Here is a 14,536-nt window from a genome sequence, read left to right on the forward strand (position 1 = left end):
ATCGAAAGAGTCGAAATCATAAAATACTTTATCTAATGCCTCACAACACAACAGAAAGAAGCCCCATCCTCGCTCATAAACAGAACATAGGACAGGGCTTCTTCTCGTATCAGGATAAAACCTTAGAGAGTGACGATGCTAGGAATCTTCACCCCAGGGGCCGAGTTTCTCTTTCTCTTCAGGAAGAAGAGCACCAGCGTCATCCAAGTCACCAATACGGTGAACTTTCAACATGTTGGTTGAGCCGGCAACGCTTGGAGGCGAACCAGCCGCCATAACGATGAGTTGATTAGGTTCAGCAATTTTTTGAGCCAAGAGGTACTGGTCGACCAGGCCTGTCATCTCATCAGTGTTTGCAACGCTCGCAGCTTCTACCGCGTCTACACCCCAAAGCATTGCAAGGAATGCGCGAACCTTAGGATCAGGAGTAAATGCAATCACAGGCTTCGATGGGCGCAAACGTGCAAGACGGCGAGCTGTATCGCCGGACTGAGTGAACGCGGTAATGTAATCAACATTGAGCTGATCAGCAACGTTCACTGCCGCACGAGTAATCGCGCCACCACGAGTCTTAGGAGAAGTGCCTAGTTCAGGCACGCGATACAAGCCACGTTCCTCAGTGGATTTGACGATACGAGCCATCGTCTGAATGGTGATAATCGGGTACTCGCCCACAGATGTTTCACCAGAAAGCATGACGGCGTCTGCGCCATCAAGGATAGCGTTAGCGCAGTCAGATGCTTCTGCACGAGTTGGAGTGGGGTTATGAATCATTGATTCAAGAACCTGCGTTGCCACGATAACAGGCTTAGCCCAACGGCGAGCAAGTTCGATGGCTCGCTTCTGGACGAGAGGGACCTCTTCAAGAGGATATTCAACGCCTAGGTCACCGCGAGCGACCATGATACCGTCGAACTTATCGACGATGTCTTGAAGATTGTCAACAGCCTGAGGCTTCTCAACCTTCGCAATAACGGGGATGCGGAATCCTTCTTCGTCCATGATTTCGTGAACACGAGCGATGTCGTCGCCAGAGCGCACGAAAGAAAGAGCGATAATGTCGACACCAAGTTTCAAAGCGAAGCGAAGGTCGCGTTCATCTTTTTCGGTCAATGCGGGGATAGATACCGCAACACCGGGAAGGTTAATACCTTTATTGTTGGAGATAGGCCCACCAACAACAACGCGTGTTGTTACTGTCGTGTCAGTTACTTCAATGGCTTCAAGACGAATTTTTCCGTCATCGATGAGCAGGGTGTCTCCGGGAGCGACGTCTCCAGGGAGTCCTTTGAAGGTAGTACCACAGATGTCTTTGGTACCTTCAACGTCTTCGGTCGTAATTTTGAAAGTATCACCAGGTTCTAGAACTTCAGAACCGTTTTTGAAGGTTTCAAGGCGAATCTTTGGGCCTTGTAGGTCTGCCAAAATGGCAACGTTTTTACCGAGCGCTTTGCTCTGTTTACGAATGTTCTTGTAGGAATTTGTGTGAACATCGTGGTCGCCGTGGCTCATGTTAAGGCGGGCGACGTTCATGCCAGCTTCAATAGCTGCCTTAATTTTCTCCTCAGAGGAGATTGCCGGACCAATAGTACAAACAATTTTTGCGCGTCTCATGTATACAACCTTAGTAAGTTTGGGGGTGCGACAACAAGGGGGATGATAGAACATCTTGCGATAGTGCGTTCAATGAGCCACAAAAAATAACATTCCCACACATTCACAGATATTCTTAGCATCTCTCCGGGTGCATACCTCATTATACGGGCATAAACCTTCTTTTTGTCCCAGAAATGAGAAAAATAACTCATAAAACCAGCCTATTTCCCACAAAAACACACATCTTATTCGTTAAATGTTCCATCGCCGTTCAACTTGTTTTATTCTTGAGATATAAAAGCACCGCAAACCACGCCTTACCGGCATGAAAGAAACGTGAGACTCATGAGCACCCAAAACGTCGTTATCCTCTTCGGCTCAAACTACGGATTTACAGAACGGTACTGCCGCTGGATTGCAGAAGAACTCCAAACTCTCGACCAGTCCCCCAACATTAGCCTCAGCCCCATTGCAGAAGCCACCGACGAGCTCATCGAATCTGCTGACGTACTCATCGTCGGGGCAAGTTACCTTGGAGGGTTCCTCACCGGCGCTCCAACATTACGCAAACGCCGTGAAGCAATGCTCAAAGTTCCGCACCGCGTCTTCTTCACCGTATGTTTCAACGGTCTAGCCGTATACCCGCGTGAATACCTCGACAAACGCGTCATGAAATCTTATAAAGAAGACGTCGCAGGAAACTGCCCCACCTACCACTTCCGCGGAGGACTAGACCTCTCCCAAATGACGAAAACTCACAAAACTGTTCTAGCAGGAGTTCGCACCGCATATCGTCTCAAGCCTCACGCGAACGAATACGACAAACAGATGATTGAATCTTTCGACAATGGTGGTGGAGACTACACCAACCGTGAAGACATCTTCCCCCTCGTCGAAACAGTCGCAGGGTATCTCTCCCCCAACGTAGAAAGCTAAGGCGCGTATCCTCATGGGAGCACGTGTTCTCATCTCAGCCGGTAGCCAGTACGGATACACCACAGAATATGCACACTGGATATCCGAAGCGTTAACTAACCATGACAACACTATCAACGTAACGATTTGCGCTACAGAACAGCTCTGCGCAGAAAATATTCAATCAGCAGATATTGTTCTTATCGGAGCTAGCGACTATGGAACATTTTTGACAGGAGCAAAAACAACACAAAAATACGCTGAACTATTGCGATCAGTCCCACGCGTGTTTTTTACCGTATCTTTTAACGGGCTTGAAGGTAGTAGCCGCCAAAAGTTAGACAATATGGTGATAAAGAACTATGGCGAAACGTTAACGGAGAACGCTAAAATTTTCCATTTTCGTGGAGGACTAGACCATACCAAACTCAGCATGAAACATAAAACGCTCATGATGGGGGTACGTGCAGCAATAGCGGCAAAACCTCAACGCTCTCAGGCTCAAGAACAAATGCTTAAAAGCTTTGAACAGGGAAAAGTAAACTATTCTGACCCAATAGCTGTTAAACCGTTAGTCGAGCACGTCCTACAAACGTTAGCTACTCAACAATAACAATGTTTGTTCTCCTCTATGTGGTGGGGTAAGAGATATCTTTTACCCCACCACATAGATTTATTTATACCGTCTCTTAAAGAAGCGTAAACCCGCGATCATGAGGAGACACCGGTTCAGGTAAGAAAGTGGAACCGGTAAGATACCGCTCAACTGCGGCAGCTGTTGCACGCCCCTCAGCGATAGCCCACACCACCAGGGACTGTCCGCGGCCAGCGTCACCACAAGAAAACACGCCAGGAACATTCGTCATATAGTTCTCATCTCGTGCAACATTTGACCGTTTGTCATAGCACGCACCAATTTGTTCTTCTAAAGTTCGAGAATCTTGCCCCGTAAAACCTAACGCCAAAAACACGATATCAGCAGGGATAACATGTTCGGTACCTGGTTCAGGGACACGACGGCCATTAGGTAGGTACTGCGTCTTAGCAACTTTAAGACCTGTCAAAACACCATTCTCACCAACGAACTCCACGGTTGACGCTAAATAGCGAAGCTCTCCACCCTCCTCATGAGAAGAAGACACCTCAAATACTTTTGGAAACATCGGCCATGGTTCACTATCAGAGCGTTCAAGCGGTGGCTGTTCACCAATTGCAAGAGTCGTAATAGATGCTGCTCCTTGGCGTACAGCCGTACCGATACAGTCAGATCCAGTGTCTCCACCGCCCAAAACAATCACGTTCTTACCGGTAACGTCAATGCTCAGTGAAGAGCTCTCCCCTGAGACAAAACGATTCGTGTCCTTGAGATAATCCATTGCCGGATAAATACCAGATAACTCAGCGCCCGGAATGTCCAGTAAACGAGGAGCTGTTGCCCCTGTCGCAACAATAACAGCGTCATATCGTCGTCGTAACTCATCCCACGTAATATCAGTACCAATATTAATGCCGGGACGGAAACGAGTGCCTTCTTCTTCCATCACTGCAAGACGACGCTCCACCACAGATTTCTCTAATTTAAAATCAGGGATACCATAGCGTAACAAACCACCAATTTTAGCGTCACGTTCAAAAACAGCAACCGTAAAACCAGCCTGCGTTAATTGTTGAGCAGCCGCTAACCCAGCTGGACCAGAGCCCACCACAGCAACCGTCTTATCTAACATACGTGCAGGAAGAATAGGCTCAATCAGGTTCTCAGCAAACCCAGCTTCACCAATAGAATACTCAGCTTGTTTAATAGTGACCGCCGGCTGATTAATACCTAGCACACAAGAAGACTCACACGGAGCTGGGCACACGCGCCCCGTAAATTCCGGAAAATTGTTTGTTGCGTGCATACGCTCCACCGCTTCACGGGTACGACCACGCCACACCAAATCATTCCACTCAGGAATAAGATTTCCCAAAGGACACCCAGCATGACAAAACGGCACACCACAATCCATGCAACGCGATGTCTGTTGACGGATAACAGCCTCGTTTGGGCGAACCTGCACCTCACGGTAATCCATAATACGCACAGGCACAGGACGTTTAGGTCGGTCTTGACGAGTTGTTACTTCTAGAAAGCCACGAGGATTAGCCACGGGTTACCTCCAAAATCTTCTTCCACACAGCCATCGAGTTAGGGTCTTCACCTTGAGCTTGAGCGTCCTGACGAACGCTCAAAACCGCCGCATAATCACGCGGCACAACCTTCGTGATACGGCGCATGGTGTCCTCTTCATCTGCTAAAAGCTGTTGGCCCAGATGCGACCCAGTGTGTTGTACGTGCTCTTCTAAAAGTTGGCGAACCTCTGAACAATCTGTTTCAGATAAAGCGGAAAACAATAGTTCGCCCTGCTCACGAGAATCTTTATTCACATTCTTCATGTTGAGATCTAGTACATATGCATAACCACCACTCATACCAGCACCAAAATTACGTCCTGTCTCACCCAAAATCAGGGTTCTGCCACCTGTCATATATTCACAACCGTGGTCACCGATTCCTTCAACAACAGCAGTAGCACCAGAATTACGCACTAAGAAACGTTCACCTACAACACCACGGATAAACAGTTCACCGCTGGTAGCGCCATAACCGATAACGTTCCCTGCCACAACATTTTCATGAGCGATAAGAGGAGCGTTCTCATCTGGGCGGATAATAATTCGTCCACCAGATAGGCCTTTACCAGCATAATCGTTGGTGTCACCAACCAATCGAATAGTCATTCCTTGAGGAATAAACGCACCCAAAGACTGACCAGCATGTCCTTTCAGATGAAGGTCAATCGTATCTGGTTCTAATAAGTCAGTACCAAACGTTTTCGTCACATAATGTCCTAGCATTGTGCCGATAGAACGATCAGTATTCACCACATCACGAGTGATTTGAGTCTTCTGACGGTGCTCAAAAGTGGCAGAAGCCGCACGAATAAAATGGTGGTCGATATGAGCATCCAGTTCATGGTCTTGTTCACGGCTATGGCGCACTCCCCGACCCGCGTACTCTTCAAACGTTGAACGCAGAATAGGCGATAAGTCTAAACCGTCAGCTTTCCAATGTTCGATAGCGGCAGAAGTATCCAAAAGTTCGGCGCGTCCAATAGCCTCGTCTAGGCTTCTTAATCCCAGCTGCGCTAAATATTCACGAACTTCTTCAGCAATAAATTTAAAGAAATTGATAACATGCTCAGCTTTACCGGTGTACCGTTCGCGAAGCGTCGGGTTCTGTGTCGCAACCCCCACTGGGCAGGTATCCAAATGGCATTTACGCATCATAATGCAGCCCTCCACCACGAGTGGAGCTGTTGCAAAACCGAACTCTTCTGCACCCAATAGAGCAGCAATTATCACGTCACGACCGGTTTTTAGTTGCCCGTCAGCTTGCACAACTACGCGGTCACGTAAACCGTTAATCATCAAAGTCTGTTGAGCCTCAGCAAGACCTAACTCCCATGGTGCTCCAGCATGTTTCAAGGAGTTCAAAGGAGCAGCACCAGTACCACCATCGTGACCAGAAATAAGCACGACATCGGCTTTAGCTTTCGTTGCACCGGCAGCAACCGTTCCAACACCCACCTCAGACACCAACTTGACATGAATACGAGCCTGCGGGTTGGCACGTTTGAGGTCATAAATCAGCTGTGCCAAATCCTCAATAGAATAAATATCATGATGAGGAGGTGGCGAAATCAAGGTCACCCCAGCTGTCGCGTGACGGGTCTTCGCCACCCACGGGTACACTTTCTGACTCATGAGCTGCCCACCTTCACCAGGTTTAGCGCCTTGAGCCATCTTAATCTGAATATCTTGGGCGTGTGTTAGGTATAAAGACGTCACACCAAAACGACCAGAAGCAACCTGCTTAATAGCTGAACACCGTTGCGGGTCAAGAAGCCGTTCAACATCTTCACCGCCCTCACCAGTATTCGACTTTGCACCCAAAGCGTTCATCGCAATAGCCAAAGTCTCATGAGCCTCCTGAGAGATAGACCCATACGACATCGCACCCGTCGAAAAACGCTTCACAATAGAGCTCACCGGCTCTACCTCAGAAATATCAATCGGAGGGCGATCCTGCTTCAAAGACAATAACCCACGTATTGTCATCAGCTCTTTAGACTGATCATTTACACGTTCTGTATAAGACTTGAAAATATCGTAGCGCCCCGTTTTGGTTGCATGCTGCAAACGGAAAACAGTCTCAGGGTTAAACAAGTGGGAGGCACCATCACGACGCCAATCATATTCACCGCCAGTTTCTAAAGTACGGTGTGGAACAGCTACCCCACCTTGAGGATAAGCACGGTCATGACGGGCTTTCACTTCAGCAGCAATAACGTCAAGACCCACACCATCCATCTGCGAATGAGTCCCTGGAAAATACTCGCTCACAAGACGCTCAGATAAACCCAAAGCTTCAAAAGTCTGAGCACCACAATACGAAGATACCGTAGAAATACCCATCTTCGACATAATCTTCTGCAGACCTTTACCCAAAGCCTTAATCAAGTTCTTAACAGCTTCGTCCTCAGAAACTGACTCAATCTCACCATCTCGAACCAGCTGTTCCACCGACTCCATGGCAAGATACGGGTTCACCGCTGAAGCACCATAGCCAACCAAAGTGGCAATATGATGCACTTCGCGAACATCACCAGCTTCAACCACCAAAGACGCCTTCGTGCGAGTTGCAGAACGCAAAAGGTGATGATGAACCGCCGCCGTCAACAGCAACGACGGGATAGGCGCCCACTGCGCATTAGAATGACGATCAGAAAGAATAATATGCTCCACACCGCGATTAACAGCGGCAGACACCTTTTCACAAATTTCACTCAGCCGAGCACGTAAAGCGTCTTCTCCCCCAGCAGGGTTATAAAGACCCCGAACTTTCAGGGCAATACCCATACCATCCTCATCAGTGAGGTGAGCAATCTTTTCCAACTCATCATTATTGATAACGGGAAAATCTAAACCAATATGACGAGTATGTACACGCCCATTACGAAGAATATTCCCATTAGGACCTACCGATGTCTTCAAGGACGTAACAAGCTCTTCACGAATAGAGTCAAGAGGAGGATTCGTTACTTGAGCAAAAGACTGCACAAAATAGTCAAAAAGTAATCGTGAACGTGACGAAAGAACCGCAATAGGAGTATCCGTTCCCATCGCGTAAATAGGCTCTGCACCATGTTGTGCCATGGGGGCAAGAATCTTTTTAAGTTCTTCAGTGGTGTACCCAAAAGTCTGTTGGCGCAGAGTCATTGATGAACGAGGGTAACGAATATGTTCACGTTCAGGTAAATCGGCAAGATTGATAATGGACTCTGACGCCCATTTTTTCCATGGGTGACTATTCGCTACGCTCTTTTTAACTTCTTCATCTGAGATGATACGTTGTTGTTCTGTATCGACGAAGAACATCTTTCCTGGGCTGACTCGACCTTTCTGAACGATATTCTTCTCGTCAATATCGATAACGCCCACTTCAGATGCAAGAACAACAAGACCTTCATCAGTCACCCAGTAGCGTGCTGGTCGTAACCCGTTACGGTCAAGAACAGAACCAACCCGTGTACCATCGGTAAAGGCTACGGCTGCTGGGCCGTCCCATGGTTCCATTAACGTTGAATGATATTGGTAGAAGGCTCGGAGGTCTTCGTCCATATCCTCGTGTTTTTCCCACGCCTCAGGAATCATCATCATCATCACTTGTGGCGCGCTACGCCCAGAGAGCAACAGCAGTTCTGCAACCTCGTCAAAAGACTGAGAATCTGAAGCACCCGCCGAACAGATGGGAAATAATTCTTCGGGGTTTCGTCCTAACAATGGTGATTTGAGCTGTGATTGACGCGCTCGCATCCAGTTACGGTTGCCTTTGACGGTGTTGATTTCGCCGTTATGTGCGATGGTTCTAAAGGGTTGCGCTAACGGCCATGAGGGAAAGGTGTTCGTTGAAAATCGTGAGTGGACGATAGCAAGTTTTGTCTGAAATCTGGGGTCTGAGAGATCAGGATAAAAGGGTTCTAGTTGTGCGGTGGTTAGCATTCCTTTGTACACGATGGTTCGTGTAGAGAAGGACGGAAAATATACTCCGAGCTTGTGCTGTGCGCGTTTACGTAGACGAAAAGCTTTTTGGTCTAGTTGTTGTTGTGCGGATGTTGTGTCGAGGTCGATGATAGGGATATGTCCGGTGAAGGGTGCGGCAACGGCGTCGTGTTCTTCGGGTTCTGCTTCGGCGATGAACATCTGTACAAAGTGAGGCATGACGGCGCGTGCTGATTTTCCAACAAGTTCTGGGTTGGTGGGCACGTCTCGCCAGCCGAGGACTTTGAGTCCTTCTGCGTGGGCGATGTCTTCTAGTGATTGTTTGTATTCGCTGATGTTTTCTTCGTCAGCGGGGAGGAACGCTGTTCCAGCTGCGTATTTTCCGGTTTCTGGTAGGCAGAAGTCTAGTACGGCGCGGAAGAATGTGTCGGGTAGTTGTAGGAGGATTCCTGCGCCGTCGCCGGTGCCTTCGTCTGCTCCGACGGCTCCTCGGTGTTCGAGCCGACGCAGTGCTGTGAGTGCGTGGTCAACGATATCGTGGCTGGCTTGACCGTTGATCGTTGCAACCATCGCTAGTCCGCAGGCGTCTTTTTCGTTGTCGGGGTGGTATAGCCCTTGCGCTTGAGGTATTGCGGCAAATGTTTGGAAGGGTGACGGTGGTGTGGTGGAGTTGTGTTTGCTCTGTGTTGGGGTGTGTGATGTTGGGTTTTTCAAAGGCCTTTTCCTCTCCACGGCGGGTCGTTCACATGCGTTAGGGCACGTGTGTGAACGAGGTTTCGGTGGTGGTACGGCACAAAGTTTGATATATCCGCATCGTGTATGCGCATAGGCTCTAACTCTTGGGTGTGGGATAAGAGTTAAAGGTCTTTGAGCCGCGCCATTGCAGCGATGGGGTATGTTCCGTTTACTGATGGGTATAGGTGTTATCAGTGGTGGATTTGTTGTGGTGCAGTTGATTCCTGTGTGTGGTGGAGTCAATGTTGTTACGTTTTCACGTTCACCGGTAGAAGACGCTAGTTTTTGGGTATGTTCTATCTATCTTCTGGTAGTTATTGTGCCTTGTTTTGTTTCAAAAGGGGTAATTCTTCGTATTAATGCACCAGATAGTGAGACGGCTTAGTATCTGATAGTTAAATAGTTGGATGTCTCGGATATTTTTATTTTTAGCGACAAGACGTACACAGTGAAAGAAAGGCGTCTCAACAGTATTTTTTGTGATGAGCCAAGACCGTTATGGAAGTCCAGAGGGTTTTAACACAGCTCATCTTTCTAGCTGGACCGTTGTGGCACAGCTTCTCCCCTGTAAGCAGTCCTCAAAATATGTTGTTATCACGGGATAAGAGTATATCGGGGAACTACTCTTTTGTAGTGTGGTGGACGCACCCTGCCCGTAATGTCTTCGGTGTTTTAGAGTAAGGCTTATTTCTACGTCGATGAGATAATACCTATTTGTAGACTTTTTTAGGTTTATTTTTGCGTATCCACTCTTCAACATCGCTGGCGCGGTAACGAACTGAGCGCCCTATTTTGCAGTAAGGCAGTTGTTTTCCTTGCGAACGCCAGTTGGCGAGGGTTTTTTCTTTGAAGCCGGTTATCTCAGATACCTGAGCCGGCGTTAGTAGTTTGGTCATTGATAATCACCGTTTTCTTCGTTCTTGGAATGTGGAATATTTTTGACAAAAAAAATGGTTTCGGACGGAACGCATAGATATTTTGAAATTTTCATAGCTCTCTCTAGAGAGCATGTTTTTTGCCCGCCTGTAGCCAATTTTGCTATCGAAGCTTTCGGAATACCCGTCACTTTCTCCAAATCACGGTAAGTAAATCGCCGAAGCTTCAATGTGTCACGCAAGTTTTCAGAGCGCACTTGCACGCGCATTTTTGTTGTCATATTTTCCTTTCTATATCTTCAAAGTAGCCACACTATTCGTTTATCAAACATCCTGTTCCTATTTCCTGAAAAGCGGAACAATTAAACTATAACCATAACGTGGACAAGTTGTCCACCTTTTCGGCAACATTTTTTATATTTCCACCGTAAATACTGGTTAACAAACGGTGAGAAAGTGGACAAAAAATATCCAATGGTCTTGTCAAATGGATTTTTTGCGGAAAAAATAGGAACGTGAAAAATCTTTCAAAAACGTTAAAGCAAGCTTCAATCAAGCATAATTATTCCCTGCAAGATATTGCACATCGGGCTGAACAGCTCGGATACAGCATAGGGAAAACGACGATACACAGGTATTTGTCGGGTCAGATTCCTGCTAAGCCTAACCCCGAAGTATTAGACGCTTTAGGGCAAGTATTAGGTTTAGACCGTGCGCAGTTGAGATTCCTAGCTCAACTTCCACCAGCAGGAGGAGAGCCTTTCATCCTCCCAGAAAGAGCAAAAGACCTCACTGATTCAGAACGAGCAGCCGTTATATCCGTTATCGATGCAATCCTCAACAGCAAAACCCAAGCAATAAAAGCCCTAAACCAAAACCCTAGAAAAAGCGAAAACACCCCTACCAACTAGCAAACGATAAGATCACCAAATAGCCTATCGGGATTATACGAGCAGCAGTCCGCGAGACTCCTATAATCCTTCTTGACGAACCAACAGCAGCATTAGACGATTACCACGCGCAATGTGTTCTCGATTTTCTTCAAGAACATTGCCGTAACGGAGGGATTGCTATTGTCGTGACCCACGAGTATCGGGGCATTGAACAGACCAATAGCAGAGTACACCTCACCGCATCATAAAACTTCTATACCTTAAAAGACGATGTCCTGCCCACAACATATATTGTGGGCAGGACATCGTCTGGTTTTCTCCCAGAACAATATTACGGAGCTGAAGTTTAGACCCCTTGAGCCGCGTCTATAAGAGCACGCTGACGAGCACGCCTCTTAGCGATGATCAGACCACAAAGACCAAGAACAATCAGCAAACCAGCAGTCCACACATGAACACGAAGACCCAGCACATAATGAGGAGTATCAATACGCCAGAATATCTCGATAATGATACGTCCTACACCGTAGTACAACACATAGAGCCAAAAAGTCTGACCTAAAACAAGCACCGACTTACGACCTAAATACAATAAGAGCATGACACCGCAAAGATTCCATAACGATTCGTACAGAAAAGTTGGGTGAAAGAGCGTACCGGCAGGGTATTGATGCGGAAAATTTGGAGAATGAGAAGAAATTTCTAAGCCCCACGGCAGAGTAGTCGGTTTGCCGAACAGCTCCTGGTTGAACCAGTTACCCCAACGTCCGCAGGCCTGAGCTAAAAGAATACCGGGGGCAACAGCGTCAGCAAAGAGCGCAAAAGAAATACCATAACGACGACAAGCAATCCAAGCACCTAAAGAACCTAAAGAAATAGCACCCATAATGCCGATTCCGCCCTCCCATATCTTAAAGACGTTGAGAGGATTAACACCTGCACCAAAATAACTTGCAGGGTCAGTAATGAGCACGTGGTAAGCTCGAGCGCCCACGATGCCAAAGGGGAAAGACCATAACGCGATATCCCAGATACGTTCAGGATCTTGCCCCCATGACTTCCAACGGTAGGCTGTAAGTTTCAAGCACAAGAAAATACCCACCAAAATGCATAAAGCATAAAAATGAATGGTTAGACCACCTACATGAAAACTACTAACAGATGGGGACGGAATAGAAGCCTCTAACACCGTATTATTCATCGTTCTTACCTGCTAACTGACGCGTCAAAACTGCGACTCCTTCAACGCCATCAGATTCTAGAGCTTTCACAAGAGCAGTCCCCACAATCACACCATCAGCATATTGCCCGATTTCTTCAACGTGTTCACGGCGAGAAACACCCAAACCAACACAAACTGCTGGAGCGTCCGCTTTACGTAAATGCTGCACCAGTTCAGAAGCAGCATTGTTCACGGACTGGCGCATACCCGTCACACCCATGACAGAGACCGCGTACACGAAGCCACTAGAAGCACGAGAAATCATCGCTAAACGCTCGTCAGAAGAAGAAATAGCAGCTAAGAAAACACGATCTAACTGATACTTTTCGGAGGCCTCAAACCATGCGGAGGCTTCGTCAGGGACGAGATCTGGTGTGATAATTCCAGCTCCTCCGGCTGCTGAAAGATCACGAGCGAACTCGTCAACACCATAACTTAACACGGGGTTCCAGTAGGTCATTACAACAACAACAGCAGAGGTGGCCTCAGTAATTTCGTGTACGGCACGAAACACATCTTTTAGACGAAATCCGTTCTCTATGGCGTGTGCTGTTGCCTTTTGAATAACAGGGCCGTCCATCACTGGATCAGAATAAGGGACACCTAGTTCAATAATGTCTGCACCGTTACGTCCTAACGCAATAGCAGCCTGAATGGATTCGTCAACGGTGGGGTAGCCTACCGGTAAGTAACCGATGAGGGCAGCACGTCCTTGTTCACGACATTCTTCAAGGCGTCGTTTCAACGCCGACCCAGCTGGAGCCGGCGGAAAAGAATTATGATGTACAGAATACCGAACGCCTTCTGATAGATAATCACGATACGTCATTAGTTGTTCTCGCTCTCTACGCTCTGAGCTTCGTGCATAGCTTCTTTATTTCCAGTCACTAAAGATGATGAAGGGATGGCTTTACCTAGGCCGAACCATTCTAGGGCTGTTCCCATATCTTTATCGCCACGACCTGAAAGACATACCACCATCACTTTGTCGGAAGCAGTTTCAGGGTCGTTGGCAGCCCATTCGCGTGCAACGCGCAGAGCGCCAGCGAGCGCATGGGCAGATTCGATAGCAGGAATGATACCTTCGGTACGGCATAGTAGCTGTAATGCGTCCATGGCTTCGGTGTCGGTAACGGGCTGGTAGCTGACTCTGCCGATGTCGTTGAGGTAGGAGTGTTCGGGGCCGACCCCGGGGTAGTCGAGTCCAGCAGAAATTGAGTGGGATTCGATGATTTGTCCATCTTCGTTCTGCATCAGGTATGTCATCGCGCCGTGAAGCATGCCAGGTTTTCCAAGGTTAATGGTTGCTGCGTGACGGTCTGTATCGATGCCGTCACCGCCTGCTTCAAAGCCATAGATTTTTACATCGGGGTCGTCAAGGAAAGCGTGGAACATTCCAATAGCGTTGGAGCCTCCGCCAACGCATGCTGCGATACCGTCGGGAAGTTTTCCGGTGGCTTCGAGGATTTGTTCTCGGGCTTCAGTGCCGATGGCGTCGTGGAAGAAACGCACCATGGCAGGGAAAGGGTGTGCTCCTGCTGCTGTTCCAAGGAGGTAATGGGTGTTGTCGACGTTTGCTACCCAGTCGCGTAGTGCTTCGTTAATGGCGTCTTTGAGGGTTCGTGAACCGTTTTGAACGGCGATAACTCGTGCCCCAAGAAGTTGCATGCGTGCCACGTTGAGGGATTGACGTTCGGTGTCTTCTTCACCCATGTAGATGACGCATTCCATGCCGAATAATGCGGCGGCTGTTGCTGTTGCTACACCGTGTTGTCCGGCTCCTGTTTCTGCGATGAGACGGGTTTTTCCCATGCGTCGTGCTAGGAGCGCTTGGCCAATAACGTTGTTAATCTTGTGTGAGCCAGTGTGGTTGAGGTCTTCTCGTTTGAGGAAGAAACGTACCCCGTGAGCGTGCTCTGAGAAGTGTGGTACTTCGGTTAGTAGTGATGGGCGGTTGGAGTATTCGTGGCTGAGGCGTTGGAATTCTGCCATAAATGCTGGATCATTTTTTGCAGATTCGAAGGTTTCTTCTAGCTCGGTCATTGCCATCATTAAAGATTCGGGCATCCATTGACCACCGTATTGACCGAAGTAAGGGCCGGGGGCATTTTTGAGGGAAGAAGAGTTCCCTTTCAAAAAGTTATCTGCAAGTTGGTTTGTCACCGTTATGCCTCGTTTTCTGTTATAGAGCTGTT

The 14,536-nt window shown here is 47.9% G+C and carries 11 protein-coding genes; 3 read left to right on the forward strand and 8 right to left on the reverse strand.

The window, feature by feature from the left end; genetic code table 11:
- Positions 1 to 138 precede the first annotated feature (138 nt).
- A complete protein-coding gene (gene pyk / locus ACN083_RS05325; RefSeq protein WP_419101798.1) occupies positions 139 to 1,614 on the reverse strand; it encodes a pyruvate kinase in 1,476 nt (491 codons plus the stop codon).
- Between the two features lie 327 nt (positions 1,615 to 1,941).
- Here pyk and ACN083_RS05330 point away from each other — a divergent pair, with 327 nt between their 5' ends.
- Complete coding sequence (locus ACN083_RS05330; protein WP_419101799.1) at positions 1,942 to 2,532, forward strand: flavodoxin domain-containing protein; 591 nt, start codon at positions 1,942 to 1,944, stop codon at positions 2,530 to 2,532.
- Positions 2,533 to 2,545: 13 nt separating this feature from the next.
- Positions 2,546 to 3,124, forward strand: a complete 579-nt coding sequence (locus tag ACN083_RS05335; RefSeq protein WP_419101800.1) for a flavodoxin domain-containing protein — start codon at positions 2,546 to 2,548, stop codon at positions 3,122 to 3,124.
- Positions 3,125 to 3,200: 76 nt separating this feature from the next.
- Here ACN083_RS05335 and ACN083_RS05340 read toward each other — a convergent pair whose 3' ends face one another.
- From ACN083_RS05340 to ACN083_RS05355, 4 genes are all read right to left on the reverse strand, one after another.
- Positions 3,201 to 4,661, reverse strand: a complete 1,461-nt coding sequence (locus ACN083_RS05340) for a glutamate synthase subunit beta (RefSeq protein ID WP_419101801.1) — start codon at positions 4,659 to 4,661, stop codon at positions 3,201 to 3,203.
- The gene (gene gltB, locus ACN083_RS05345; RefSeq protein ID WP_419101802.1) at positions 4,654 to 9,330 is read right to left on the reverse strand and encodes a glutamate synthase large subunit; all 4,677 of its coding nucleotides are present in this window, start codon (positions 9,328 to 9,330) and stop codon (positions 4,654 to 4,656) included. Before gltB ends, ACN083_RS05340 begins: the two co-directional genes overlap by 8 nt.
- 731 nt (positions 9,331 to 10,061) lie before the next feature.
- A complete protein-coding gene (locus tag ACN083_RS05350; protein ID WP_419101803.1) occupies positions 10,062 to 10,247 on the reverse strand; it encodes a helix-turn-helix domain-containing protein in 186 nt (61 codons plus the stop codon).
- Complete coding sequence (locus tag ACN083_RS05355; protein ID WP_419101804.1) at positions 10,244 to 10,507, reverse strand: helix-turn-helix domain-containing protein; 264 nt, start codon at positions 10,505 to 10,507, stop codon at positions 10,244 to 10,246. Before ACN083_RS05355 ends, ACN083_RS05350 begins: the two co-directional genes overlap by 4 nt.
- 234 nt (positions 10,508 to 10,741) lie before the next feature.
- On the opposite strand from ACN083_RS05355, the gene ACN083_RS05360 reads away from it, so the two are divergent.
- Entirely contained in the window at positions 10,742 to 11,137 is a 396-nt protein-coding gene (locus ACN083_RS05360) for a hypothetical protein (RefSeq protein ID WP_419101805.1), read from the forward strand.
- Positions 11,138 to 11,465: 328 nt separating this feature from the next.
- Here ACN083_RS05360 and lgt read toward each other — a convergent pair whose 3' ends face one another.
- The 3 genes from lgt to trpB are packed head-to-tail and all read right to left on the reverse strand — an operon-like array spanning position 11,466 to position 14,504.
- Positions 11,466 to 12,320, reverse strand: coding sequence for a prolipoprotein diacylglyceryl transferase (gene lgt, locus ACN083_RS05365; protein WP_419101806.1), 855 nt, complete (start codon positions 12,318 to 12,320; stop codon positions 11,466 to 11,468).
- Entirely contained in the window at positions 12,313 to 13,170 is an 858-nt protein-coding gene (gene trpA, locus ACN083_RS05370) for a tryptophan synthase subunit alpha (RefSeq protein ID WP_419101807.1), read from the reverse strand. Before trpA ends, lgt begins: the two co-directional genes overlap by 8 nt.
- Positions 13,170 to 14,504, reverse strand: coding sequence for a tryptophan synthase subunit beta (trpB, locus tag ACN083_RS05375; protein WP_419101808.1), 1,335 nt, complete (start codon positions 14,502 to 14,504; stop codon positions 13,170 to 13,172). Before trpB ends, trpA begins: the two co-directional genes overlap by 1 nt.
- Positions 14,505 to 14,536 lie beyond the last annotated feature (32 nt).

The organism is Rothia sp. CCM 9418 (assembly GCF_048512825.1).
In the GTDB taxonomy this organism is placed as follows: Bacteria; Actinomycetota; Actinomycetes; order Actinomycetales; family Micrococcaceae; genus Rothia.